Raw genomic sequence first — 23,993 nt, 5'->3', positions numbered from 1 at the left:
CACGCTCCGCCGGGGCCCCTCGCCGTGCGCCGGGCGACGGTCCGTCAGCTCGCCAGGCAGCTCGGGCCGAGCAGCTGCTTGAGGTCGCCGAACAGCGCCGGGTCGGTCTTCACCCGGTGCCGGTCCAGCCGCAGCACCACCGTCTTGTGCTCGCCGCGCAGGTGGACGTGCACCTCGGTGCTGCCCTTGTGGTGGACCAGCACCTCGCGGAGCCGGCCGACGATCGGCGGGGTCAGCTTGCCCTCCGGCACGGTGATCACGATCGGCAGCTGGGCCCCGATGGTGCTCAGGTCCGGCACCGAGAGCTCCATGCCCATCAGCCGGGGCACGTCCTCCCGCCGGTCGAGCTTGCCGCGGACGAACACCACGGCGTCCTCGACGAGTTGCGAGGCGACCAGCTGGTAGCTGGCGGGGAAGAACATGCAGTCGATCGAGCCGGCCAGGTCCTCGACGGTAGCGATCGCCCAGGCGTTGCCCTGCTTGGTCATCTTGCGCTGCAGGCCGGAGATGATGCCGCCGATGGTCACCATCGTGCCGTCCGGCCGCTCGGCGAGGTCGGCGACCGCGCAGTCCGCCTTGTCGGCGAGGAGGTGCTCGATGCCGTGCAGCGGGTGCGAGGAGACGTACAGGCCGAGCATCTCGCGCTCCTGGGTGAGCAGGAAGGACTTCTCCCACTCCTCGTCGGAGAACACCACGTCCAGCCCGAAGCTCGGCTCGTCCGAGACGCTGTCTCCTCCGAACAGGTCGAACTGGCCCTCGGCCTCCTTGCGCTTGATCCCGACCACGTTGTCGATCATCGGCTCGAACTGGGCGGTCAGGCCCTTGCGGGTGTGCCCGAGCGAGTCGAAGGAGCCGGCCTTGATCAGCGATTCGACGGTGCGCTTGTTGCAGACCACCGACTCGACCTTCTCCAGGAAGTCCGGGAAGGAGGTGTACTTCCCCTTGGCCTTGCGGGTCCGGATCATCGACTCCACCACCGGCCCGCCGACGTTGCGGATCGCGGTCAGGCCGAACCGGACGGTGTCGCTGCCGTGCGGGGTGAAGTCGGCGTCCGACTCGTTGACGTCCGGCGGCAGCACCTGGATGCCCATCTTGCGGCACTCGTTGAGGTAGACCGCGGACTTGTCCTTGTCGTCCTTGACCGAGGTGAGCAGCGCCGACATGTACTCGGCCGGGTAGTTGGCCTTGAGGTAGGCCGTCCAGTAGGAGACCAGCCCGTAGCCGGCGGTGTGCGCTTTGTTGAAGGCGTAGCCGGAGAACGGGACGAGCACGTCCCAGACGGCCTGGATCGCGGCGTCCGAGTAGCCGCGCTCGCGGCAGCCCTTCCGGAAGGGCACGAACTCGGCCTCCAGGATCTCCTTCTTCTTCTTGCCCATCGCCCGGCGCAGCAGGTCAGCCTGGCCGAGCGAGTAGCCGGCCAGGATCTGCGCGGCCTTCTGCACCTGCTCCTGGTAGACGATCAGGCCGTAGGTGGGCTCCAGGATCTCCCGCAGCGGCTCCTCCAGCTCCGGGTGGATCGGGGTGATCTCCTGCTGGCCGTTCTTGCGGAGCGCGTAGTTGGTGTGCGAGTTGACGCCCATCGGGCCCGGCCGGTAGAGCGCCAGGACGGCGGAGATGTCCTCGAAGTTGTCGGGCTTCATCAGGCGCAGCAGCGAGCGCATCGGGCCGCCGTCGAGCTGGAAGACGCCCAGCGTGTCGCCGCGGGCGAGGAGTTCGTAGGCGGGCTTGTCGTCCAGCGGCAGCTGGAGCAGCTCGATCTTGACGCCCTTGTTCTTCTCGATCGCCTTGACCGCGTCGTCCATGATCGTCAGGTTGCGCAGTCCGAGGAAGTCCATCTTGAGGAGCCCGAGGCCCTCGCAGGTGGGGTAGTCGAACTGGGTGATGGTGACGCCGTCGGAGTGCCGGGTCCAGACCGGGATGTGGTCGGTCAGCGGCTCGGCGGACATGATCACGCCGGCCGCGTGCACGCCGGGCTGCCGGATCAGGCCCTCGATGCCGCGCGCGGTGTCGATCACCTTGCGGACGTCGGGGTCGTTCTCGTACAGGCTGCGGATCTCGCCGGCCTCGCCGTAGCGCGGGTGCGCGGGGTCGGTGATGCCGGACAGCGGAATGCCCTTGCCCATCACGTCCGGCGGCATCGCCTTGGTGATCCGGTCGCCCATCGCGTACGGGTAGCCGAGGACCCGGGAGGAGTCCTTGATGGCGGCCTTCGCCTTGATGGTGCCGTACGTGACGATCATGGCGACCTTGTCGGCGCCCCACTTCTCGGTCACGTAGCGGATCACGTCGCCGCGCCGGCGCTCGTCGAAGTCGATGTCGACGTCGGGCATCGAGATGCGCTCGGGGTTGAGGAAGCGCTCGAAGATCAGGCCGTGCGGGATCGGGTCGAGGTCGGTGATGCCCATCGCGTAGGCGACCAGCGAGCCGGCCGCCGAGCCGCGGCCGGGGCCGACCGCGATGCCCTGGCTCTTCGCCCACATGATGAAGTCGGCGACCACCAGGAAGTACGCCGGGAACCCCATCTGGACGATGGTGTCCATCTCGTACTCGGCGAGCTTGCGGTGCTCCTCGTCGTAGCCGCCCGGGAAGCGCCAGTCCATGCCCTCCCAGACCTTGGCCCGGAAGAACTCCGCCTCGGAGGCGAAGCCCTCCGGGATCGGGAAGCGCGGCATCAGGTTCTTGAACTCGAACATGCCGCTGGTGTCGACCCGCTCGGCGACCAGCAGCTGGCTGTTGCGGCAGCCCTCCTGCCAGGCGTCCGAGGTGTCCAGGCCGTACATCTCAGCGGCCGACTTGATGTAGTAGCCGGTGCCGTCGAACCGGAAGCGGTCCGGGTCGGAGAGGTTCTTGCCGGTCTGCACGCACAGCAGCAGGTCGTGGGCGCCCGCGTCGCCCTCGGTGGTGTAGTGCGAGTCGTTGGTGACCACCGGCGGGATGTTCAGCTTCCGGCTGATCTCGATCAGGCCGTCCCGGACCCGGTTCTCGATCTCCAGGCCGTGGTCCATCAGCTCCAGGAAGTAGTTCTCCTTGCCGAAGATGTCCTGGTACTCGCCGGCCGAGCGGACCGCCTCGTCGAACTGGCCCAGCCGCAGCCGGGTCTGCACCTCGCCGGACGGGCAGCCGGTGGTGGCCATCAGGCCGGCCGCGTGCTCGGCGATGATCTCCTTGTCCATCCGCGGCCACTTCACCAGCCAGCCCTCGGCGTAGGAGCGCGAGGTCAGCTTGAAGAGGTTGTGCAGGCCCTCCTTGTTCCGGGCCCAGATGGTCTTGTGGGTGTAGGCGCCGGACGCCGAGACGTCGTCCTTCTTCTGGTGCGGCTGGCCCCACAGGACGCGCTTGGTGTTGGAGCGGGACTCGGGCGCGACGTACGCCTCGATCCCGATCACCGGGGTGATCCCGGCCGCCGTCGCCTGCTTGTGGAACTCGGCGGCGCCGTACATGTTGCCGTGGTCGGTCATCGCGACGTGGGTCTGCCCCAGCCGCTCGACCTCCTGGAAGAGCTGCTTCAGCCGGGCGGCGCCGTCCAGCATCGAGTACTCGGTGTGGACGTGCAGGTGCGCGTACGGCTGGTCGCTCAAGGCGGGTCCTCCGAGGTCCTGGGTGAGGGCCGAAACACGTGAGGCCCGAGCCACCACCAGGGCTCGGACCACGGCTTCCGGGATCGCGCCCCCGAGTCTAGTCCCCCTCCGACACTCTGTAGGTTGACCGGCGCAGGCCGAGGAAAGCCGAGGAAAGAGGGGGACCAGGCGATGCCCGCCGTCCGTACGCTGTCCGATCGTGAGCTGACCGTCTCGTACTTCGAACGCCAACTGCTGGACGCCGACACCCCGCTGCCGGTGGCCGCGGCGGTGACCCGGCTGGCCGCGCTGCAGGCGCAGTACTCGCCCTCGCCGCACCTCGCGCTGTGGGCTCGGCTGCCCGGTTTCGGGCACCGGCAGCTGGAGGCCGCGCTGCTGGACGGCACCGTGGTGAAGGCCACCCTGATGCGCGGCACCCTGCACCTGGTGCCGGGCGAGGACTACGGGCACCTGGCGGCCGCCTGGCGCGCGCAGTGGCTGAAGGACCTGCGCGGGCGGCACCAGGACGCCGGACTGGACGAGGCCGCCCTGGAGGCGTCGCTGCGGGAGTTCGCCGCCGTCCCGCGCACCGCCGAGGAGTTGCGCGCGCACACCGCCGAGGCGTCCGGCGGCCGGGCCCGCGCCGCGGACCTGCTGCACTGGCCGCGGGCGCTGCTCCCGCTGGTGCACGTCGCCCCGTCGGGGCACTGGCGGGCGCACGGCGGCCCCTCGACGGTGCTGTGGCCGGGCGCGCTGCCGCCGGAGCCGGCCGCCACCGCCCGGCTGGTGCGCCGCTACCTGGCGGGCTACGGCCCGGCCTCCCGGGCCGACGTCGCGCACTTCACCGGGCTGCGGCTGCGTCAGCTCGACCCGGCGCTGGCCGAGCTGGGCGCCCTGGTCCGCTACCGGGCCGAGGACGGCCGCGAGCTGCTGGACCTGCCGGACGCGCCGCCGGTGGACGTCGACCCGGGCCGGGAGCTGCCGGTGCGGCTGCTGCCGAAGTGGGACGCCGCGCTGCTCTCGCACGCCGACCGGACCAGGATGCTGCCCGCCGCGATCCACCGGCAGGTCTACCGGGCGGTCAACGGCACCCTGCTGGCCTCCTACCTGGTGGACGGCCTGGTCGCGGGCGTCTGGGCGCACACCTGCGCGCGCGGTACGGCGCGGCTGGTCCTCACCCCGCTGCTGCCGCACGGGCGGCGCGCCGAACTGGTCGCGGAGGGCGAGCGGCTGCTGGCCTTCCTGGAGCCGGAGGCGGAGCGCCGCGAGGTGGTGTTCGCGTCCTGACGGCCCGTCAGTGCTGCTGGTCGACCTCTTCCAGGAAGGCCAGCGTGGCGGCCCAGGTGCGCTCGGCGGCCTCGGCGTCGTGGTCGGGCAGCTCGGGGTCGGTGTAGAGGTGCCCGGCGCCCCGGTAGCGGTGCACCTCGACGTCGGCGCCGGCCCGGGTCATCCACAGGTACCAGGTGTTCAGCCAGTCGTCGGACTCGAACGGGTCGGGTTCGGCGACGTGCAGCTGCACCGGGATCTCGGTGGCGGCGTCCTCCCGCAGGTCGGAGGTGCCGTGGAAGAGCACCAGGGCGCGGGCCTTCTCGTCGGCGAGGGCCAGGTTCTGGGCGAGCGAGCCGCCGAGCGAGAACCCGGCGTACACCAGCCCGGGTTCGGCCGGCAGCAGCGGGGCGACGGCCGTGACGGCGCGGCGCAGCAGGTCGTCGTTGCCGACCTCGTCGCGGTACGCCATGCCCTCCTCCAGGTCGTCGAAGGTCCGGCCCTCGTACAGGTCGGGGGTGTGCACGGTGTGCCCGGCGGCGCGCAGCCGGTCGGCGGCCTCGTGCACGGCGGGGCGCAGGCCGTACGCGGAGTGGAACAGGACGATCTCGGCCACGGGGGAGGCTCCTCGGTGCTCGGGCTGCGGACCCTCCATGATCTCCCATCGCCGGACGTGCCGGGGCCCGGCCCACCGGTGGGTGGGCCGGGCCTTCGGTGCGGCGGGGCGGTCAGTACGAGGTGGTGACGGACGTCCCGGCGAAGCCCTGCTGGGCGTAGAGGCTGAGGTAGTTCCAGCCCGCGGGCGGGTTGGTGACGGTGATCGTCTCGGTGTTGCCCGCGGTGGCGGACTTCGCCGTGTAGGAGCCGGTGGTGGCCCAGTTGCCGGCGCTGTAGTACAGGTCGGCGTTGCCGGTGCCGCCGGCGGTGGTGATGGTCAGCACCGGGGTGCCGGCCGGGACGTACAGGTAGAAGTACGCGTAGTTGCCGGTGGTGGCGGCGACGTTGGAGCGGCGGCAGTTCTTGTCCAGCTGCCGGGTGTCGGCGCCGGTGCACTCCGGGGCGCTCGGGGTGGTCGGGGCGCCGCAGTTGCCGGCGTTGCAGGCGGTCAGCCAGGCGTTGAAGTCGGCGTCGTAGCGGGTGCCGATGGTGGTCTTCAGGATGGTGCGGGCGCCGTTCCAGTCACCGGCCCGGTACTTGGCGAGCACGGCGTCCAGGTCGGCCCGGTGCGACTGGAGCATGTAGCGGACGGCCAGGTAGCCCCAGTTGTACGTCCGGGTCTGGTCGGTGTTCTGGTAGGTGGTGTCGAACAGCGTGGACAGCGGGTAGGTGTGCAGGCCGGCCTGGGTGATCGCGTCGGTGTACTCGACGCCCCGGTACGAGTAGGAGACGTACTCGGCGAAGCCCTCGACCCACCAGACGGTCGGGGTGACCATGCCGGAGTCGAAGTCGCCGGCCATGTCGAAGCGGCCGTCCAGGTAGTGGGTGTACTCGTGGTTGAGGTTCCAGATCTGGAAGGCCGGACGGACCCACTCGGCCTCGTAGGCGACGAACCGCGGCTGGTTGCCGGCCGCGGCCGGGTCGCCCTCCAGGTACATGCCGCCGTTGTCGGTGGAGATGCCGTAGATCAGGCCGGCGTAGGTCTGGTAGTCGCTGCTGGAGTGGAAGACCACCACCTCGATGGTGGCGTTGTTGTCGTTGGCGACCGGCCCGTTGTCCTTGACCACGCCGTGGAAGTAGGCGTCCTGGCCCTTGAGGCTGGTGCAGGCGGTGTTCAGCTGGTCGGCGGTCAGCGCCTGGGCGACGATCCGGATCGACGGGCTGCAGGTGTAGTTGACGGTCAGCACGGCGGCCTTCAGCCGGTTGGCCAGGTCGCAGGTGCCGTAGTAGGCGCAGTTGGCCTTGTCGTAGCCGTCGGTCATCTCGGCCAGGCCGACCCAGAGCGCGGCGGTCCGGCCGGTGATCGAGCTCTGGTCGAGCAGGCCCTTCACCATCGGGCGGAGCTTGGCCTGCAGCGCCGGGTACTGGAGGAAGCGGGCCATCTCGCGGCCGGCGTTGGAGACCAGGTAGCCGTTGTCGCCGCCGAGCATCGCGTTGTTGCGGGAGGCGAAGGACTGCAGGGCGTCCAGCACGCTCGGGTCGGCCTGCACGGCGGCCGGGAAGTCGCTGTTCTGGTGGCCGCGCCAGAGCACCGTGTAGGTGTTGTTGACGGCGGCACGCATGTACCAGGACGCGTCGTAGCTGCTGTTGTAGCCGTTCAGCAGGCGCTTGACGACATTCAGGTAGCGGGCGTTCTCGGCGGCGCTGTCGATCAGGGTGACCGCCTCGGACAGCGTGGCGCCGTTGGCGTCGTTGACGTCCTGCGAGCGGGGCGCGGCGAAGAACGCGTCCAGGCCGCCCTCGATCGCGGACTTCAGGGCACTGCCGTAGCTGCCGACCACGTCCGAGTGGTACCACTGCACGTAGTAGCCGGCCCGCAGGTAGAGCACGATCTGGGTGGCCGAAGTGGAGTCGTCGCCGGGGTAGTTGGCCGAGACGCTGCGCAGCGCGTTGGCCACGGTGACCATCTGCGACTCGTTGAAGGCCAGCTTGGCGTCGTTGCCCTGGAGCGCGAACAGGGTGTTGACGCAGTCCACGCTCGCCGACTTGATCGCCGTCACCAGGGCGCTGCCGCTCCGGCCGGTGAAGTCGGAGGTGTTGCAGGCCGCCGCGGCGGCCAGCGACTGGGCGGCGGCGGTGGGTTCGCCCGTGATGCTGACGGGGGGCCGCTTGCGGGCGTCGGCGCGGACGTCCCGGGCGGAGTCCTTGCGGCGCTCGGCCGCCTCGGTGGCGCGGGGCGCGGACTTCGCCGCGTTCGCCGCCTTCGCGCTCCGCCCGTCCGGCGCGGCCGGGTCGGCGGCGGCCCGGGCCCCGGGCGCCAGCGCGCCGAGGAAGCCGAGGGCCAGGCAGAAGGAGAGCAGCAGGGTGAGCGTGCGCGTCAGGGACGCGCACGGTATCCGGAAGGTTCGCACGTGGGGGCCTCCGGGCCTGGGGTGACGCCGTGTTGGGGGCACGGCGGAGGGTCGGAAGCCGTCGGGACACCGCCCGACAGCCAGGTGACATGTACAATTACACATGTCACCTGTCATCGGGAAGACCCGGAGAACAGATCAACTGCCGGGCATAACCCCCGAGTTGGCCAGCCGCCCGGCCAGCTCCGGCAGGTCCGCGACGAACCAGAGCTGCCCGCCCCGGTTGCTCTCCCGGACGAAGTCCCGCAGCGCGTCCGAGCGTTCCAGGTGCGCCGCGACGTCCCCCACCACGGCGAGACCGGACCGGTACTGGGCGAACTTCTGCACCACCGCGCCCGCCACGCCGCTGCGCAGCCGGAAGAACTCCGCCCCCAGCCGCTCCACCGGCACCGCCACCCAGGACGCCTCCCGGTAGTACGCGTCGCCCAGCAGGTCCAGCGCCTGCCGCTCCCCCGCCACCGGCTCGCCCTCCGCCGGGCACACCAGCACCTTGACGCCGCCCAGCTCCTGAACGTCCATCAGATCCCGCCTCCGGTCAGTTCCTCGATCAGCACCAGCACGTCCCCCACCCGGCGCGGCGGGCCGAGCACCACGAAGCGCAGCGCACCGCGCTCCTCCTCCCGCACCGCCTGCACCCAGAGCGGGCGCGGCCCCCCGGACCAGGCTCCGGCCGCCGCCAGCACCGCCGTCACCAGCCGGTCCGCCCCGGCCCGGTCGACCCCCTCGACCTGCACCACCGCCGAGACCTCCGCCCGCACGGCCCCCGCCGGCGCCGGGGTTGGGGTGCCGGTCAGCGCTTCGACCTCGGCCCGGGCGATCCGGTACTGCTTCCCGATCCGGACCGCCTTCAGCTTCCCGTCCCGCACGTAGCCGCGGACGGTCTTCACGTGCAGCCCGAGCAGCTCGGCCACGTCCTCGACGGAGTAGAACTCCTGCATCCTCTTTCCTTCCCTATCACTCCCCATCTTACGGAATGAAAGAGAAGTATTCGTGCATTTGCATCCACGGCCGGGCGGTCCGAAATAAATCGCTTGCCTCATGGGGGCGGTGTCCCGCTAAGGTGATCCCGTCCTCGACCTGCGAGGACCTGACGAGAAGTAGAAGGAGGTGTGCCTCGATGGTTGCCGCCACGACGCGGTGCGCCTTCGCCTGCGCGCCACACGCCCTTCCTTCTCGTCTTCGCCCCACCGGCTGACAGCGCCTCACTTCCGCGCCCCGGTGGGCCTCTCCTCAGGAGCCACCGCAGTGCGCGAGCGCTTTGCCGACAACGATTCCTTCTCCCGCATCCGCCCCAAGGGCGCCACGCGTCGCGGCCGCAAGGCGGACCGCTTCGACGATGCGAACGAACCCGAGTACCTGTACTTCCCGTCCGCCGGACCCGACGGCCACGACGACCACGACGGTGATGACGACGCCTCCGCCGGCTTCCTCGCGGACTTCCCCGCCGCCCCGGTCACGGACGGCCCGCCCACCGGCGACCGCTGGTCGACCTGGGACCAGTCCACCCCGACCGAGAAGGGGCCCGAGCCCCGCCCCGACTGGGTGGTCACCGAACTCGCGGCCGTCGACACCGAGTTCGGCATCGTGAAGACCGGCAAGGAGGCCGACGTCTTCCTGCTGGAGCGCGCCGTCCCCGGCACCGGGCGCCGCACCCTGATGGCCGCCAAGCGGTACCGGGACGCCCAGCACCGGATGTTCCACCGCGATTCCGGCTACCTGGAGGGCCGCCAGCACAAGGAGTCCCGGATCAGCCGGGCGATGGCCAAGCGGACGGCCTTCGGCAAGGAGGCGATCGCCGGCCAGTGGGCGGCCGCCGAGTTCAACGCGCTCTGCCGCCTCTGGTCGGCCGGCGTGGCCGTGCCGTACCCGGTGCAGATCACCGGCACCGAGATCCTGATGGAGTTCATCGGCGACGCACAGGGCACGGCCGCACCCCGGCTGGCCCAGCTCCGGGCCGAGGAGGCCGACGTCGACGACCTGTGGGAGCAACTGGGCCGCAGCCTCTCGGTGCTGGCCTTCGACGGCTACGCCCACGGCGACCTCTCGGCCTACAACATCCTGGTCCACCGCGGCCGCCTGGTGATCATCGACGTCCCGCAGATCGTCGACGTGGTGGCCAACCCGCGCGGCCTCTCCTTCCTGGAGCGGGACGTCCGCAACGTCGGCGCCTGGTTCGTCTCCCGCGGCCTCCCCCCGGCCCGGGTCGAGGAACTGGTCGAGTCCCTGGCGGCCGACGCCCGCCTGCGCCGCTGACCTCCGCCCCCGGAGGGCGGCCCAACCGCCCCGACCGCCCTCCGGGACCTGGCGCTGTCCGTCGCATCGCTTACGCTGCCCGCCCCGCCCGAAAGCCCCGGAGCAACCATGACCACCGCGCCCCCGATGTCCACGCCCCTCCCCTCACTCCCCGCCGATCGCGAACAGCCCCCGCCGCCCAGCACCAAGGAACTGCTGCAGCTGGTCGCCACCGTCCTCGCCCTGCTCACTCTGCTGGTCCTCGCCCTCGGCGACTACGCCCTCGGCGAGTACTTCCGCGCGCTCGGCCTGACCCCGGAGCAGGCCGGTGTCGACAAGCAGACACTGCTCACCCGTGCCTGCCCTGTCCTCGCCGTCCTCGCCGCCCTGTTCCTGCCGATCGTCCTCCCGCTCGGGGCCGCTGCGGGCGGCTACCTGATCCCGGCCCGCACCCGACGCCTGTTGAGCGCTCACCCGGCCGCCTGGGCCACGGGGCTGGGTGCCGGCCTCGGCCTGGTCGTGCTGCTGCCCGGAAACCCCGACCCGTTCGACTCGACCATGCTGGCCTCCACCGTGCTGTTCGGCGTCGTCCTCTTCGGCCCCGGGGCCTACCTGCTCCTGCGTCGCGGACTGCCGGCCGCCTTCGTCTGCCTGGTCGCCGCCGTCGTCGGCTGCCTGATTCTCGGACTGCACCTCGGCGAACGCGCGTACTCCGACGGGGAGGCGCTCCGCACTCGGGGCGCCCCCACCCTGCTGTCCCACGTTCTCGGGGCCCGTCCGATCGCCGCCGATGCGGCCTGGACCGACCTGGACGACACTCACCACCGCGAACGGGTCGTCTACCTCGGCGACCAGAACGGCATGTCGGTCTTCCTCACCTGCTCCGGGCGCAGCGTCGAACGCGTCCCCTCCGCCCAGGTGCGTCTCCGGATCTCCGATCCCGAGGGCGTTCATGGCTCCCTCTGCGCCCGTTGACCGTATGTCAGTCAGCACTCCGTGCACAGCAGTTGCGTGACACAACAGGTGCTAGGGTCGCTGCGGCCGGGCCGGACGGAGTGCGGGGCCGAACTTCCCCTCCGACGTTCGAACGGTCAGAATCGCTGCTGACAGGTCGTACAACACGCTCGGGGGACGCGGGACATGTGGGGTCGGGGGACGGTGCTCGGGGGCCGCTACACGCTCACCGAGCGGCTGGGCAGCGGCGCGATGGGCGAGGTCTGGCGGGCCGACGACCAGGTGCTGGGCCGCCAGGTCGCGGTGAAGATCGTGCTGCCCGCACTGATGGAGGACGAGCTCTTCGCCGCCCGCTTCCGCCGCGAGGCCACCGTGCTCGCCGCGCTGAACCACCGCGGCGTGGTGCACATCCACGACTACGGCGAGGACGACTCCGAGCCGGGCGCGAAGACCGCCTACATCGTGATGGAGCTGCTCACCGGCCGCCCGCTCGACAAGGCCCGCGACCGCAAGGGCCTGCCGCCGGACCGCGCGCTGGACATCGCCGCCCAGGTCCTGGACGCCCTGCACGCCGCTCACCAGCAGGGCATCGTGCACCGCGACATCAAGCCGTCCAACCTGATGATCGATCAGGACGGCCGGATCACCGTCACCGACTTCGGCATCGCCCGGACCCTCGCCGACACCCGGATCACCACCGCCCACGCGGTGATCGGCACCGCCCTCTACATGGCCCCCGAACGGGCCGAGGGGCGGGACGCCTCCGCCGTCTCCGACCTCTACTCGGTCGGCGTGGTGCTGTACGAACTCCTGGCCGGCCAGCCGCCGTTCACCGGCGGCACACCGCTCGAAGTGGTGCTCAAGCACGTCCGCGAGCCGGTCCCCGAGCTGCCGGCGGCCGTCCCCGCACCGGTCCGCGCCGTGGTCGCCCGGGCGCTGGCCAAGCTGCCCGAGGACCGCTACCCGGACGCCGCCGCGATGGCCGCCGCCACCCGGGCCGCGATGTCCTCCCCCGCCGGGCTGGGCGCGATCGTCTCACTTCCCGAGCCGGTGACCCCCGCCGCCCCGGCGGTGCCCGCCTCCGAGGCCGCGACCGTCCCGACCACCGGCCGGGTACCCGGACCGAACACCCGCCGCCGACTGGTCACCATGGTCCTCCCGCTGATCCTGGTCACCGGCGGCGGTGTGACGGCCCACCAACTCGACCTGCTGCCCTGGCAGCACAAGCCCGCGACCGGGTCCACCGCCCAGGGCCCCGGCGCGACCGCCGCCCCCGGCGGCACCGCCCCGAGCACCCCCGCCACCACCGGCCCGGCCGCCACCGCCACCACGCCCGGCACCACCCCGCCCGGCACCGAGACCCCAGCCCCGCCGAACGGCGACCCGGCCGCGAACAACGGCACCGGCGCGGGCACCGCCCCGGGCACGGGCAACGGCAGCGGCACCGGCACCGGCACCGGCAGCAACCCGGGCACCGGAACCGGCAACGGCAGCAATCCCGGCACCGGCTCGAACCCGGGCACCGGCAGCAACCCCGGTACCGGCAACGGCGGTTCGGCCAACGGCGGCAGCGCGAGCGGCGGTGGCGGCTCGGCCGGCTCGGGCAGCGGCACCACCCCGACCCAGCCCAAGCCCCCCACCCCCGCCAACGGCTGCGGCGGCTCCGGCTGGGGCCGCCTGGTCAACGTCGGCAGCGGCCAGGCCGTCGGGCTCAAGGAGGACGCCGTGAGCGCCGGAATCGCCGTCGTCACCGGCGGCTACACCGCCTATGGCTGGATCAAGGCCACCGACAACTTCAACCAGACCACCTTCACCGCCTGCAAGGCCGGCAGCGGCATCAGCCTCGGCGCCAACTACGCCGGCAGCCCCAGCCTGGCCGAACTGGCCGGCTCCAGTTCCTACGGCGACATGACCACCTGGTCCCTCACGGACGCCGGCTCCGGCACCTTCCAGCTGAAGTTCGGCTACGGCCCGCAGAGCTGCCTCACCGACCACGGCAGTGGGCAGCTCACCGTCGACAGCTGCACCCCCGGCGCCAAGTCCCAGCTGTTCCGCTTCTCCTGACGACTGCTCAGTGCGGCGGCCCGGTGCTCCACGGCTCCGCGACGCCGACCCGCAGGTCCAGGTCCCAGAGCACGCACTCCTCGCCCGGCCGGGCGAAGAACTCCCAGGCCACCGCCGTCCGGTGGAGCTGTTCGGCCATCGTTCCGGCCCGGCCGCGCGGGCCCGGGGGCTCCCCGCCCTGCGGGTGGTGGTGCAGGAAACCGCCGTACGCCTCCCGGCAGAACGCCCGGTAGCGGGCGGTGCAGAGGATCAGCCCGTGCCAGGCCTCGTCCACCGCGTGCGAGGGCATGCCGATCACCTGCCGGTCGAGCATCGCGGCCCCGCAGCAGCCCAGCCACTGCCGCAGCCCGGTCTCCACCAGGGTGCGCGGCCGGTACGGGCAGGTCCGGAAGACCGCCTCGGGCAGCTCCAGCGCCGCCACGGCGGCCCGTACCCGGGCGAGCCGCCGTTCGTACCGCCACCGGTTCACCGGCCCGGCCCGCCGTCAGCCACCGCCGCCGCAACCACCGCCACAGCCGCCTCCCCCTCCTCCGCAACCACCGCCGCCTCCGCAGCCGCCCCCACCACCGCCGTCGCTCCCGCCACCGCCGCCCCGGCCGTAGCGCGAGCGCCGCCGCGAGGAGGCCGACGACCCCGTTCCCCGGGTGATCAGCCAGACGATCCCGCCGCACACGGCCAGGAAGATCAGAAAGCCCACGCGAATTCCCCCGTTCGCACGCTGTGCACCTGCCTTCAGGATTCCCGCCACCGGGGTAGCAGAACCTGGCCGACTCCCCTCCCGGGCAACGGAGTTGTCACAGTTCCCGGCCATGCTGCGGGCCATGGCCGACCAGTACTTCGCCGCCTTCGCGGTGGACGCCGCCCTGCTGCTCCGACTGCCCGGCTCGGGCGCGGCGCTCCCGAAAGTACCGGGCTCCCCCGCGCTCGACGAGCTGCTCTCCGGGCGGCTGCGGACGGGAGCGGACTCCTGTTACACCGCGCTGCTGCCCGCCCTGGCGGGCGCACTCGGGACGCCGCTCGGCGAGGTGATCGTCCCGGGTCGGCACTGGGACGAACTCACCGAACTTTTCCTGAAGTTCGGCCTGCCGACGCTCACCGCGTTCTGGTCCCGCCGCTGGGCCTTCCCGACCGCGGCGGCCGACTCCTGGCCGTTCCCGACCCTCGCCGACCGCACCGGCACCGCCGCCCTGCTCGCCGAACTCGCGCGCCTGGACCCGGCGTCGATCGCCGAGCAGGAACTCGACGGCCTGGACGAGGACGACCTCGACGAGGCCGCCTGGTTCCTCACCGAGCACCTGCCGCGCTGGGCCGCCGAGGCCCAGCGCCTCGGCCTCGACCTGCTGCTGATCCGCGACGGCGCCCGCTGAGCACCCGTCAAGGAGCGGGCGCCGTCAGGACACCACGTCCTTCGCCGCGAACCCGCGGAACGACAGCGCCAGCAGCACCACCGAGTACGACAGCGACAGCACCACGCCCTGCACCATGCCGCCCCACTCCAACTGCGGCTGCAGCGCGTCCGCCCAGGCGTACTGCCAGTGCGCGGGCAGCCACTCACGCAGCGAACCGAGGGCGGTCACCGCGTCCAGCACCCCGGTGACGATCGACACGAAGACCGCCCCGCCGACCGCGCCGAGCGGGGCGTCCGTCGCCGTGGAGAGCCAGAACGCCAGCGCGCCGACCACGATCTCGGCGAGGAAGACGTACAGCACCGCGATCGCCAGCCGGGGCAGCGCCTCGCCCGCCGACAGCGTCGCCCCGGTCGGCAGCTTCAGGTCGCCCCACCCGTACGCGGCGGTGCCGACCAGCAGCCCGACCGCGGGCAGCAGCACCACGGCGGCGGCCGAGAACGCCAGCGCCACGGTGAACTTCCGCGCCAGCAACCGGGCCCGGGGCACCGGCGCGGCCAGCAGGTAGCGCAGCGAGGACCAGCTCGCCTCGGAGGCGACGCTGTCGCCGCAGAACAGCGCGACCGGGATGACCAGCAGGAAGCCGGTGCCCATGAACAGCAGGGTGGTGGCGAAGTTGACCCCGGACGCGGTGGCCAGCTCGATGAAGGTGGTGCGGTTCTCCCGGCCGGGCGTGCCGCCGATCTGGAAGGCGGCCAGCACCACGAACGGCAGCAGCGCGAGCACCGCGCCGATCACCAGGGTGCGGCGGCGGCGCAGTTGGCGCATCGCCTCGACCCGCAGCGGCAGCGTCCGGCCGGGCCGGTAGCCGGGCGCGGCGGTGCCCGGGTCGACAGGCGTCACAGTACTCATGCCGCTCCTCGGATCAGGGACAGGAAGGCGTCCTCCAGCCGTCGCTGCGGTCCGACCCCGGCCACCGGCACGCCCAGGCGCACCAGTTCGGCGGTCAGCCGGCTCGCGGGCAGGCCGTCCAGGCGGACCAGCAGCCCGCCGTCCACGGCCGCCGCCTCGGCCACGCCGTCCAGCGCGGCCAGCTTCTCGGCCACCGCGGCGGCGCCCTCGTAGCCGTCGTCGACGGTCACCAGCAGCTGCTCGCCCGCGCCGGTGATCTCCGCGGTGGGCCCGGCCACCACCAGGCGGCCGCGCTCCATCACCACCAGGTGGGTGCAGGACTGCTCGACCTCGGCGAGCAGGTGGCTGGAGACGATGACGGTGCGCCCGGCGGCGGCGTAACGGACCATCACCTCCCGCATCTCGCGGATCTGCGGCGGGTCCAGGCCGTTGGTCGGCTCGTCGAGGATCAGCAGGTCGGGCAGGCCGAGCATGGCCTGCGCGATGGCCAGCCGCTGCCGCATGCCCTGCGAATACGTGCGGACGGCGCGTTCCAGCGCCTCGCCGAGGCCGGCGATCTCCAGGGCTTCCGCGAAGTGCGCGTCCTCGACCGGCCGGCCGGTGGCCGCCCAGTACGACTCCAGGTTGGCCCGGCCGCTCAGGTGCGGCAGGAAGCCCGCGCCCTCGACGAACGCGCCGACCCGGGACAGCACCGGCGCGCCGGGGCGGATCGCCTGTCCGAACACCCGGATCTCGCCCGCGTCGGGGCGGATCAGGCCCATCAGCATCCGCAGCGTGGTGGTCTTGCCCGCGCCGTTCGGCCCGAGCAGGCCGAGCACCTGCCCGGCCTCCACCCGGAACGACAGGTCGCGCACCGCGTACCGGTCGGTCGAGCCCTTGTACTTCTTCGTCAGGCCGCTGATCTGCAGCGGCACCCCGGCCAGCGCCGGATCGGGCGCTGGCGCGGTGTCCCGCCGCCGCCGGGCGAACACCAGCAGCGCGCCGAGCGCCAGCGCCACCAGCGGCAGCACCCAGGTCCGCCGGGGCAGCGGCGCGGCCTCGGTGTGCAGCTGCTCGACCGTCGGGACGCCCAACTCCCCGGCCACCGCGACGGTGTACGTGGCGGCCTGCTGCGGCGAGGCGTACGCCAGGTCGGTGCTGGCCAGCACCAGGCGCAGCCGGTGCCCGGCCGCGAACTCGTGGTCGACGGCGGGCAGCGCCACCTGCACGGTGCGGCCGTCGGCCGCGTCCGCGCCGGTCACCCGGAGCGGGGCGACCAGCTGCTGCGGCAGCGTCTGCTTGCCGTCGGGGGCGACGTCGTACAGCTTGGCGAACAGCACCGCCTCGGGGGTGTCCGCCTTCACCCGCACCGCGACCGCGGGCGCGCCCGTCAGGTGCAGCGGGCCGTCCAGCGGCCGGGACTCGAAGGAGGCGAACTGGCCGGGGAAGTCGATCGACAGGCCCGCGCCGACCGAGGACAGCTGGGCCAGCGCCCCGATCCCGGGCAGCGTCGAGATGTTCGGCGGCGAGCCGCCGGGCGGGTTCGCCAGCTGCTGCTCACGGCCCGTCAGCTCCACCGCGCGCCGCGCGGTGCCGCCCAGCCCGGGGTACGCGTCGGCGTCGGCGCCGCGCAGCACCGCCTGGAAGCCGGTCGAGTCGACGCCGCCGGTCCTGGTCACCCGGAACGCCGGGCCGGTGTCGTTGCCCGCGCCCTTCAGGTAGTGGTCGAACCAGGCGGTCACCCGGGCGTCGGCCCGGGTGCTGGTCTCCTGCCCGCCGTCGTGGCCCGCGCCGAACCAGTCGACCGCCACCGGCGCGCCGTTCGCGGCGACCGCCCTGGCGATCCGGTCGCCCTGGTCGAGCGGGAACAGCGAGTCCTGCTGGCCCTGCACCACCAGCGTCGGCACCTTGATCCGGTCGGCCACCGAGGACGGGCTGGACGCCTCCAGCAGCCGCACCGCCTCCGCGTCCGGCCGCCCGGCGGCCGCGACCCGGTTGTACATCGCGCACAGCTCGTCCCGGAACCGGCCGCAGCCCACCGGGCCCGGCGCCCGCTCCGGCGGCGCCCCGGGGGCGCCGAAACCGGCCGAGCCGGTGGTGAAGAAGATCCCGGCCCAGAGCTTCTTGAACACCCCGTCGGCGGCCGAACTCCCCTGCGCCGCCTGCGGGAACAGCGCGTCCGCCAGGTTCCACCAGGTGATCTGCGGCGCGATCGCGTCGATCCGCGGGTCGGACCCGGCCGCCAGCAGCGAGACCGCCCCGCCGTACGACGCGCCCGTCACACCCACCCGGGGGTCGCCGGGCCCGTCCAACTGCACCTCGGGGCGCTGCGCCAGCCAGTCCACCAGCCGCGAGACGTCCGCGACCTCGGCCTCCGGCCGGTCCAGCCCGATCCGCCCGCCCGACTTCCCGAAGCCGCGCGCCGACCAGGTCAGCACCGCGTACCCGGACCGCGCCAACTCCTCGGCCCGCGCCCGCAGCTCCTCCTTCGAGCCGCCGAACCCGTGCGCCAGCAGCACCGCCGGCCGCCGCCCGGCCCCGCCGGACGTGAAGAACGAGGTGTCGATCCGGACGGTCTGCGCGCTCCCCGCGGCCTCCGGCAGCTCCAGGAACCGATCCTCCCGGTGCACCGGCGCGGGCTCCCCCGCCACCGCGAACGCCCCGCCACCGACCAGCAGCACCGCCGCCACCCCACCGGCCAGCACCGCCCTACGCCGCGTCAACCACCCGCGCCACGCCCCACCGAAGCCCATGCCGAAGATCCTAGCCGGGCGGCAAGTAGGACTCCCGTCAACGCCCCGGCACGGCCTGCTCCCGCCCCCCGGCCGCTCGTGGGCGCGAAATCCCCGAACCGCCGCATACCGCACGCTAAAGTACGAATCCCCCGCCCCCGAGGTGCCCCGTGTTCTGGCCACTCCTCAGCCTGCTCGCCGCGATCCTGGTCACCCTGCTGGTCGGCTGGGTGGTCGACCAGGTGCTCCAGCGGGTCGCCGCCGCCCACCCGGACGCCCCGGTCTGGGCGCTGCTGCGCCGCTGCCGGATTCCGCTCCAACTCGTCGTGCTGTCGGCCCTGTTGCTCGCCGCCCGCCCGGTCCGCCGGATCTTCCACACGAACGACAGCGCCACCCACCACGTCGTGCTCCTGGTGCTGTTCGCCTCGCTCGGCTGGCTCTCCGTCCGGGTGCTGGCCGCCGCCCTGGAGGCGGTCTTCAGCCGCTACGAGACGATCACCGAGGACGCCTCCCGGGTCCGCCGGGTCGGCACCCAGCTGAACATGGCCCGCCGGGTCGGCTCCGCCCTGATCTGGGTGGTGACGGGCGGCGCGATGCTGCTGACCTTCGACGCGATGCGCACCGTCGGCGCGAGCCTGCTCGCCTCGGCGGGCATCGTCGGCATCGTGGCGGGCATCGCCGCCCAGTCCACCCTCGGCAACCTCTTCGCCGGCCTGCAGATCGCCTTCGGCGACACCGTCCGGATCGGCGACACCGTCGTGCTGGAGGGCCAGCAGGGCATCGTCGAGGAGCTCACCCTGTCCTACCTGGTGCTGCGGCTGTGGGACGACCGCCGCCTGGTGGTCCCGGTCTCGTACTTCGTCTCCAAGCCCTTCGAGAACTGGACCCGGCGGGCCCCGGACCTGCTGGCCTGGGTGCTGCTCCAGCTCGACCACCGCACCCCGGTGCCGGAGCTGCGCACCGAGCTGAAGCACTTCCTCGACTCCACCGAGCTGTGGGACGGCCGGGACTGGTCACTGAACGTCACCGACACCACCCCGTCGACCATCGTGGTCCGGGCCACCATGACGGCCGCCGACCCGGACGACGCGGCCGCGCTGAAGTTCGCCGTCCGCGAGCACCTGGTGGCCCACCTGAGGGACCGTCACCCGGAGGCGCTGCCCCGGGTGAAGACCGACTGAGGGCGCGCGGGGCACCGACCCCGGCACCCCCGGCCGGACCGGGGGGCTACAGCACCCGCGTCATCGTCCGGTGCGGAATTCCGGCGTCCAGGTACTCGGGGCCCTCGGCCGTGTACCCGAGCCGCTCGTAGAACCCGAGCGCCTGCACCTGGGCGTGCAGCTCCACCTCGCGGGCGCCCCGCTCGCGCCCCGACTCCTCGACGGCGCGCACCAGCCGGACGCCCAGCCCGGTGCCCCGGGCGGCCTTCACCACGGCGAGCCGCCCGAGCAGCACCCGCCCCTCGACGCCGCCGGTGGCCGCCAGCGCCTCGGCGCCGGAGATCAGCCGGGCGGTGCCGAGCGCCGCCCCGTCGGGGCCGACCGCCAGCAGGTGCAGCGAGGTCGCGTCGAGCTCGTCGTACTCCAGCTCCGGCGGCACGTCCTGCTCGACCACGAACACCTCGTGCCGGACGCCGCGCGCCAGCGCCAGGTCCGCGTCCCCGTCGACCGCCCGGATCGAGACGTCGGCCATCTCAGCTCTCCGCCGCGATGACGTCCAGCGCGTGCTGCAGGTCCTCGGGGTACTCGGAGGTGAACTCGACCCAGCGCCCGTCCTCGGGGTGCTCGAAGCCCAGCGAGACGGCGTGCAGCCACTGCCGGGTCAGGCCGAGCCGCTTGGCCAGCGTCGGGTCGGCGCCGTAGGTGAGGTCGCCGACGCAGGGGTGGCGCAGCGCCGACATGTGCACCCGGATCTGGTGGGTGCGGCCGGTCTCCAGCTTGATGTCGAGCAGCGAGGCCGCCCGGTACGCCTCGATCAGGTCGTAGTGCGTGACGGAGGGCTTGCCGTCCCGGGTCACGGCCCACTTCCAGTCGGAGGACGGGTGCCGGCCGATCGGCGCGTCCACGGTGCCGGACATCGGGTCGGGGTGGCCCTGGACCAGGGCGTTGTACTTCTTCTCCGTGACCCGGTCGTGGAACTGCCGCTTCAGGTCGGTGTAGGCGCGCTCGGACTTGGCGACCACCATGATCCCGGAGGTGCCGACGTCGAGGCGGTGCACCACGCCCTGGCGCTCGGCGGCGCCGGAGGTGGAGATCCGGTACCCGGCGGCGGCCAGGCCGCCGATCACGGTGGGGCCGGTCCAGCCGGGGCTGGGGTGCGCGGCCACGCCGACCGGCTTGTCGATCACCACGACGTGGTCGTCGTCGTGGATGATCCGCATGCCCTCGACGGCCTCGGCGACGATCTGCACCGGCGCCGCGGGGGCCGGGATCTCGACCTCCAGCCAGGACCCGGCGGTGACCCGGTCCGACTTCCCGGCGACCGCGCCGTCCAGGGTCACCTTGCCCTCGGCGGCGAGCTCGGCGGCCTTGGTGCGGGAGAACCCGAACATCCGGGCCAGGGCGGCGTCCAGCCGCTCGCCCTCCAGGCCGTCGGGTACGGGGAGGCTACGGGTCTGCGCTGCGATACTCACCCACCCGAGTATGCCCGACCCGCACCCCGCCCCCTGGCCGCAGGCCGTTCACCGGGGCCTCCTAGCATCGGTTCGCACCACACGACGGCGCCGTCGACGAGGACGGGGCCGGACCCGATGGGGGGAACGTCCATGAAGGCCCGCACGATCGGTGCGGCGGCCGCCGCCGCGGTCGCCGCGCTCGCTGCCCGCGACCTGGTCCAGAAGAAGCACGCGCTGCTGCGCAACTTCCCGGTGGTCGGCCACGCCCGCTACCTGCTGGAGCGGATCGGCCCGGAGCTGCGGCAGTACATCGTGACCTCCAACGAGGAGGAGCGGCCGTTCAGCCGCGACCAGCGCACCTGGATCTACGCCTCCGCGAAGGAGCAGAACAACTACTTCGGCTTCGGCACCGAGGTCGACGTCGCGCACGTCCAGGGCCACGCCTACCTGAAGCAGCGCACCTTCGCGGGCGCCCTCCCCGACCCGCACGACCCACAGGCCCCGCTGCCCTCGGCGAAGCTGCTGGGCGGCCCGCGCGGCCGGGCCCGGGCGTTCCGCCCGGCCAGCGTGGTGAACGTCTCCGCGATGAGCTTCGGCTCGCTCTCCGGCGCGGCGATCGGCGCGCTCAACGAGGGCGCGGCGCTGGCCGGCGCGCTGCACAACACCGGCGAGGGCGGCCTGTCCCCGTACCACCGGCGCGGCGGCGAACTGGTGCTGCAGATCGGCACCTCGTACTTCGGGTGCCGCAACGAGGACGGCAGTTTCAACCTCGACAAGCTCAAGGAGGTGGTGGCGGGCGCCCCGGTCCGGGCGATCGAGATCAAGCTGTCGCAGGGCGCCAAGCCGGGCCTGGGCGGCATGCTGCCGGGCGCGAAGGTGACGCCGGAGATCGCCGCGATCCGCGGCATCCCGGTGGGCGTGGACTGCGCCTCGCCGTCCCGGCACAGCGCGTTCGGCGACGTGGACTCGATGCTGGACTTCGTCGAGCTGCTGGCCGCCGAGACCGGCCTGCCGGTGGGCGTCAAGAGCGCGGTCGGCGAGATGGCGTTCTGGCAGGAGCTGGCCGCCCTGATGGCCCGCCGCGACCGCGGCGTGGACTTCGTGACGGTGGACGGCGGCGAGGGCGGCACCGGCGCGGCGCCGCGGATGTTCGCCGACTCGGTGTCGCTGCCGTTCCGGATGGGCTTCTCCCGGGTCTACGGGGCGTTCGCCGAGCAGGGGCTGACGGACGAGCTGACCTTCATCGGCTCCGGCAAGCTCGGCCTGCCGGAGAACGCGGCGGTGGCCTTCGCGCTGGGCGTCGACATGGTCAACGTGGCGCGCGAGGCGATGCTGTCGATCGGCTGCATCCAGGCGCAGAAGTGCCACACCGACAAGTGCCCGACCGGCATCGCCACCCAGAACCCGTGGCTGGCCCGCGGCCTGGACCCGGCCTCGAAGGCCACCCGGGCCGCCGTCTACCTGCGCACCCTGCGGCGGGAGTTGACGAAGGTGTCCTCGGCGCTGGGCGTGGCCCACCCGTCGCTGATCACCCCCGAGGACATCGAGGTGATGAACGGCGACTACGAGTCCCGCACCCTGGCGGGGGTCTACGGCTACAAGGAGGGCTGGGGCCGGCTCGGCCCGCAGCTGGCCGCGGAGATCACCGCGCTGTCCACGGCCGGCCCGACCGCCTGAGCCCGACGCCACGCGCAGAAGGGCCCGCCCCGCACCCGGTGGACGTCCGGTGCGCGGGGCGGGCCCCGGTGCGTACGGGGTCAGGAGCCGTCCGACTCCGGCTTCTCCGCCGAGGGCTCCGCCTCGCCCTTCGCGGGGGCGCCGTGCGTGCTGCCGTCCGGGTTGGAGCCGCGGAAGGAGAGCAGCACCACCAGGATGCCGCCGCAGACGATCGCCGAGTCGGCGAGGTTGAAGACCGCGAAGTGCTGGACCGAGATGAAGTCGACCACGTGCCCGCGGAACACCGAGGGGGCGCGGAACAGCCGGTCGGTGAGGTTGCCGAGCGCGCCGCCGAGCAGCAGGCCGAGGGCGATCGCCCAGGGCAGGCTGTAGAGGCGGCGGGCGATCCGCCAGATCACCACGATCACGCCGGCCGCGATGGCGGTGAACAGCACCGTCATCGCCTGGCCCATGCTGAACGCGGCGCCGGGGTTGCGGATCACCTGGAAGGTCATCCAGTCGCCGATCACCTTGATCGGCTCGGTCCGGCCCTCCAGCCTGGCGACCACCAGCAGCTTCGAGCCGAGGTCGACCAGGTAGGCGACCAGGGCGACGGCCAGCAGCAGGCTGATCCGGCGGCGGCGCACCACGGCGCGGGTGCCCTCGGCGGCGGTCGCCCCGGCACCGGCGGACGGCTGTTCCTCGGGCGCGCTCACGGGCTCACCCGCCGCGCTGGGCCGGGCGGTGGGGACGGCGTCGTCCTGGGTCTGGTGGGAACCTGGCGTGCTGATGATCCGCTCCGCTGCCGTGGGGAAAACCGGTCGACATTACGGGGACGAGAGTACGACACCGCCCGCCCCGACGGCCGCCGCGGCCGGGATTGCCTCCCGGCCGCCGGAGCGGCCCGCCCACCGCGGCGGGCGGGGCGGGCGCGGAGCGTCAGCGGCGCTCCTGCTTGGCCTTGCAGCTGACGCAGAGGGTGGCGCGCGGGAAGGCCTGCAGGCGGGCCTTGCCGACGGGCTGGCCGCAGGACTCGCACAGGCCGAAGCCGGTGCCCTCCAGCCGGGCCAGGGCGTGCTCGGTCTGGGCCAGGCTGTCGCGGGCGTTGCTGGCGAGGGCGAGCTCGCTCTCCCGGTTGATGTTCTTGGTGCCGGCGTCGACCTGGTCGTCGCCCGCGCCGTCGTTGGAGTCGCGCATCAGGCCGGCCACGGCGGCCTCGGAGGCCTCGATCTCGGCGCGCAGCCGGAGCAGGTCGGCCGCCAGCTCGGCGTGCAGCTCGGTGACCTCCTCGGCCGTCCACGGGTCCTCCCCGGGGCGGACCGGCAGGTCGGCCGGGTCGGCCGCCTCGGCGCCGCGGGCGCCGGAGCCCGCGGGTACGTGGCTGCGGCCGGTGGCCGCCTCGCGTCCGGTGGTGCCGGTCTTCCGCCGTGCGGTGCTGGTGCTCACGGTCCCCTCCCCTGGGTCGCCCGCCATGGCCTCGCGCGACCTCGTGGTCACGTTTCCTGTCGCCTTCTCCGCCATGGCTTTCGACCTCATTCACGAATGATCAGATGCGTCGGTTCCCGACGATCTTGCCGGTCCCGGAACGATAAACCTCATCGAATCCGCTCACAATGGGACATACCGAAGCGCCGCGCCGATCCCACCCGCGCAGCCGCCGCCGGGCCGGTGCT

At 72.9% G+C, this 23,993-nt stretch carries 19 protein-coding genes; 7 read left to right on the top strand and 12 right to left on the bottom strand.

The annotated features are described in order from the left end of the window. Positions 1–44: 44 nt before the first annotated feature. Positions 45–3,578, bottom strand: coding sequence for a DNA polymerase III subunit alpha (dnaE, locus tag ACIOHG_RS06590; RefSeq protein WP_400946107.1), 3,534 nt, complete (start codon positions 3,576–3,578; stop codon positions 45–47). 171 nt (positions 3,579–3,749) lie between these two features. Here dnaE and ACIOHG_RS06585 point away from each other — a divergent pair, with 171 nt between their 5' ends. Next, a complete protein-coding gene (locus ACIOHG_RS06585; RefSeq protein ID WP_400946105.1) occupies positions 3,750–4,844 on the top strand; it encodes a winged helix DNA-binding domain-containing protein in 1,095 nt (364 codons plus the stop codon). A gap of 7 nt (positions 4,845–4,851) precedes the next feature. Here the strand turns inward: ACIOHG_RS06585 and ACIOHG_RS06580 are convergent, their stop codons facing one another. The 4 genes from ACIOHG_RS06580 to ACIOHG_RS06565 all read right to left on the bottom strand — a co-directional run bounded on the left by ACIOHG_RS06580 (position 4,852) and on the right by ACIOHG_RS06565 (position 8,769). Continuing rightward, positions 4,852–5,439: a dienelactone hydrolase family protein gene (locus tag ACIOHG_RS06580; RefSeq protein WP_400946103.1), complete on the bottom strand. Its 588-nt coding sequence runs from the start codon at positions 5,437–5,439 to the stop codon at positions 4,852–4,854. A gap of 112 nt (positions 5,440–5,551) precedes the next feature. Beyond that, positions 5,552–7,831, bottom strand: coding sequence for a M9 family metallopeptidase (locus tag ACIOHG_RS06575; protein ID WP_400946101.1), 2,280 nt, complete (start codon positions 7,829–7,831; stop codon positions 5,552–5,554). A gap of 138 nt (positions 7,832–7,969) precedes the next feature. Then, complete coding sequence (locus ACIOHG_RS06570; RefSeq protein WP_400946099.1) at positions 7,970–8,350, bottom strand: DUF4180 domain-containing protein; 381 nt, start codon at positions 8,348–8,350, stop codon at positions 7,970–7,972. Then, positions 8,350–8,769 (bottom strand): helix-turn-helix domain-containing protein, encoded by a 420-nt coding sequence (locus ACIOHG_RS06565; RefSeq protein WP_400946097.1) that lies wholly within the window; start codon positions 8,767–8,769, stop codon positions 8,350–8,352. The genes ACIOHG_RS06570 and ACIOHG_RS06565 overlap by 1 nt, the downstream gene beginning before the upstream one ends. A gap of 307 nt (positions 8,770–9,076) precedes the next feature. On the opposite strand from ACIOHG_RS06565, the gene ACIOHG_RS06560 reads away from it, so the two are divergent. The 3 genes from ACIOHG_RS06560 to ACIOHG_RS06550 all read left to right on the top strand — a co-directional run bounded on the left by ACIOHG_RS06560 (position 9,077) and on the right by ACIOHG_RS06550 (position 13,081). After that, positions 9,077–10,084: a serine protein kinase RIO gene (locus tag ACIOHG_RS06560; RefSeq protein ID WP_400946095.1), complete on the top strand. Its 1,008-nt coding sequence runs from the start codon at positions 9,077–9,079 to the stop codon at positions 10,082–10,084. Between the two features lie 108 nt (positions 10,085–10,192). Continuing rightward, on the top strand, positions 10,193–11,038 hold the full coding sequence (locus tag ACIOHG_RS06555; protein ID WP_400946092.1) for a hypothetical protein: 846 nt from the start codon (positions 10,193–10,195) through the stop codon (positions 11,036–11,038). A gap of 165 nt (positions 11,039–11,203) precedes the next feature. Beyond that, positions 11,204–13,081 (top strand): protein kinase, encoded by a 1,878-nt coding sequence (locus tag ACIOHG_RS06550; protein ID WP_400946090.1) that lies wholly within the window; start codon positions 11,204–11,206, stop codon positions 13,079–13,081. 7 nt (positions 13,082–13,088) lie between these two features. On the opposite strand, the gene ACIOHG_RS06545 is transcribed toward ACIOHG_RS06550, so the two are convergent. Continuing rightward, a complete protein-coding gene (locus ACIOHG_RS06545) occupies positions 13,089–13,550 on the bottom strand; it encodes a hypothetical protein (RefSeq protein ID WP_400946088.1) in 462 nt (153 codons plus the stop codon). A 340-nt stretch (positions 13,551–13,890) separates the two neighbouring features. On the opposite strand from ACIOHG_RS06545, the gene ACIOHG_RS06540 reads away from it, so the two are divergent. After that, complete coding sequence (locus ACIOHG_RS06540; protein ID WP_400946085.1) at positions 13,891–14,448, top strand: hypothetical protein; 558 nt, start codon at positions 13,891–13,893, stop codon at positions 14,446–14,448. A gap of 24 nt (positions 14,449–14,472) precedes the next feature. Here ACIOHG_RS06540 and ACIOHG_RS06535 read toward each other — a convergent pair whose 3' ends face one another. Further along, the gene (locus ACIOHG_RS06535; protein ID WP_400946082.1) at positions 14,473–15,339 is read right to left on the bottom strand and encodes an ABC transporter permease; all 867 of its coding nucleotides are present in this window, start codon (positions 15,337–15,339) and stop codon (positions 14,473–14,475) included. Further along, on the bottom strand, positions 15,336–18,071 hold the full coding sequence (locus ACIOHG_RS06530; protein ID WP_400946079.1) for an alpha/beta fold hydrolase: 2,736 nt from the start codon (positions 18,069–18,071) through the stop codon (positions 15,336–15,338). The genes ACIOHG_RS06535 and ACIOHG_RS06530 overlap by 4 nt, the downstream gene beginning before the upstream one ends. Before the next feature lie 149 nt (positions 18,072–18,220). Here ACIOHG_RS06530 and ACIOHG_RS06525 point away from each other — a divergent pair, with 149 nt between their 5' ends. Further along, positions 18,221–19,231: a mechanosensitive ion channel family protein gene (locus ACIOHG_RS06525; protein WP_400946076.1), complete on the top strand. Its 1,011-nt coding sequence runs from the start codon at positions 18,221–18,223 to the stop codon at positions 19,229–19,231. Between the two features lie 46 nt (positions 19,232–19,277). On the opposite strand, the gene ACIOHG_RS06520 is transcribed toward ACIOHG_RS06525, so the two are convergent. Together ACIOHG_RS06520 and ACIOHG_RS06515 are read right to left on the bottom strand one after the other, a co-directional pair. Then, on the bottom strand, positions 19,278–19,742 hold the full coding sequence (locus ACIOHG_RS06520) for a GNAT family N-acetyltransferase (RefSeq protein WP_400946073.1): 465 nt from the start codon (positions 19,740–19,742) through the stop codon (positions 19,278–19,280). 1 nt (position 19,743) lies between these two features. Next, entirely contained in the window at positions 19,744–20,682 is a 939-nt protein-coding gene (locus ACIOHG_RS06515; protein WP_400946071.1) for an RluA family pseudouridine synthase, read from the bottom strand. A gap of 132 nt (positions 20,683–20,814) precedes the next feature. Here ACIOHG_RS06515 and ACIOHG_RS06510 point away from each other — a divergent pair, with 132 nt between their 5' ends. Further along, complete coding sequence (locus ACIOHG_RS06510) at positions 20,815–22,341, top strand: FMN-binding glutamate synthase family protein (protein ID WP_400946068.1); 1,527 nt, start codon at positions 20,815–20,817, stop codon at positions 22,339–22,341. Positions 22,342–22,421: 80 nt separating this feature from the next. Here ACIOHG_RS06510 and lspA read toward each other — a convergent pair whose 3' ends face one another. After that, the gene (gene lspA / locus ACIOHG_RS06505; RefSeq protein ID WP_400946688.1) at positions 22,422–23,114 is read right to left on the bottom strand and encodes a signal peptidase II; all 693 of its coding nucleotides are present in this window, start codon (positions 23,112–23,114) and stop codon (positions 22,422–22,424) included. Positions 23,115–23,259: 145 nt separating this feature from the next. Beyond that, complete coding sequence (locus ACIOHG_RS06500) at positions 23,260–23,766, bottom strand: TraR/DksA family transcriptional regulator (protein ID WP_400946065.1); 507 nt, start codon at positions 23,764–23,766, stop codon at positions 23,260–23,262. Positions 23,767–23,993: the final 227 nt, after the last annotated feature.

The organism is Kitasatospora sp. NPDC088134 (assembly GCF_044741705.1).
Classification (GTDB): domain Bacteria; phylum Actinomycetota; class Actinomycetes; order Streptomycetales; family Streptomycetaceae; genus Kitasatospora.
The sequence above is the reverse complement of the archived record's forward strand: the minus strand, read 5'-3'. Positions and strand labels throughout refer to the sequence as shown.

Coding starts and splice junctions, on each gene's coding strand:
- ACIOHG_RS06585 (WP_400946105.1), top strand. CDS start 3,750: ATGCCCGCCGTCCGTACGCTGTCCGATCGTGAGCTGACCGTCTCGTAC.
- ACIOHG_RS06570 (WP_400946099.1), bottom strand. CDS start 8,350: ATGGACGTTCAGGAGCTGGGCGGCGTCAAGGTGCTGGTGTGCCCGGCG.
- ACIOHG_RS06565 (WP_400946097.1), bottom strand. CDS start 8,769: ATGCAGGAGTTCTACTCCGTCGAGGACGTGGCCGAGCTGCTCGGGCTG.
- ACIOHG_RS06555 (WP_400946092.1), top strand. CDS start 10,193: ATGACCACCGCGCCCCCGATGTCCACGCCCCTCCCCTCACTCCCCGCC.
- ACIOHG_RS06550 (WP_400946090.1), top strand. CDS start 11,204: ATGTGGGGTCGGGGGACGGTGCTCGGGGGCCGCTACACGCTCACCGAG.
- ACIOHG_RS06540 (WP_400946085.1), top strand. CDS start 13,891: ATGCTGCGGGCCATGGCCGACCAGTACTTCGCCGCCTTCGCGGTGGAC.
- ACIOHG_RS06535 (WP_400946082.1), bottom strand. CDS start 15,339: ATGAGTACTGTGACGCCTGTCGACCCGGGCACCGCCGCGCCCGGCTAC.
- ACIOHG_RS06530 (WP_400946079.1), bottom strand. CDS start 18,071: ATGGGCTTCGGTGGGGCGTGGCGCGGGTGGTTGACGCGGCGTAGGGCG.
- ACIOHG_RS06520 (WP_400946073.1), bottom strand. CDS start 19,742: ATGGCCGACGTCTCGATCCGGGCGGTCGACGGGGACGCGGACCTGGCG.
- ACIOHG_RS06510 (WP_400946068.1), top strand. CDS start 20,815: ATGAAGGCCCGCACGATCGGTGCGGCGGCCGCCGCCGCGGTCGCCGCG.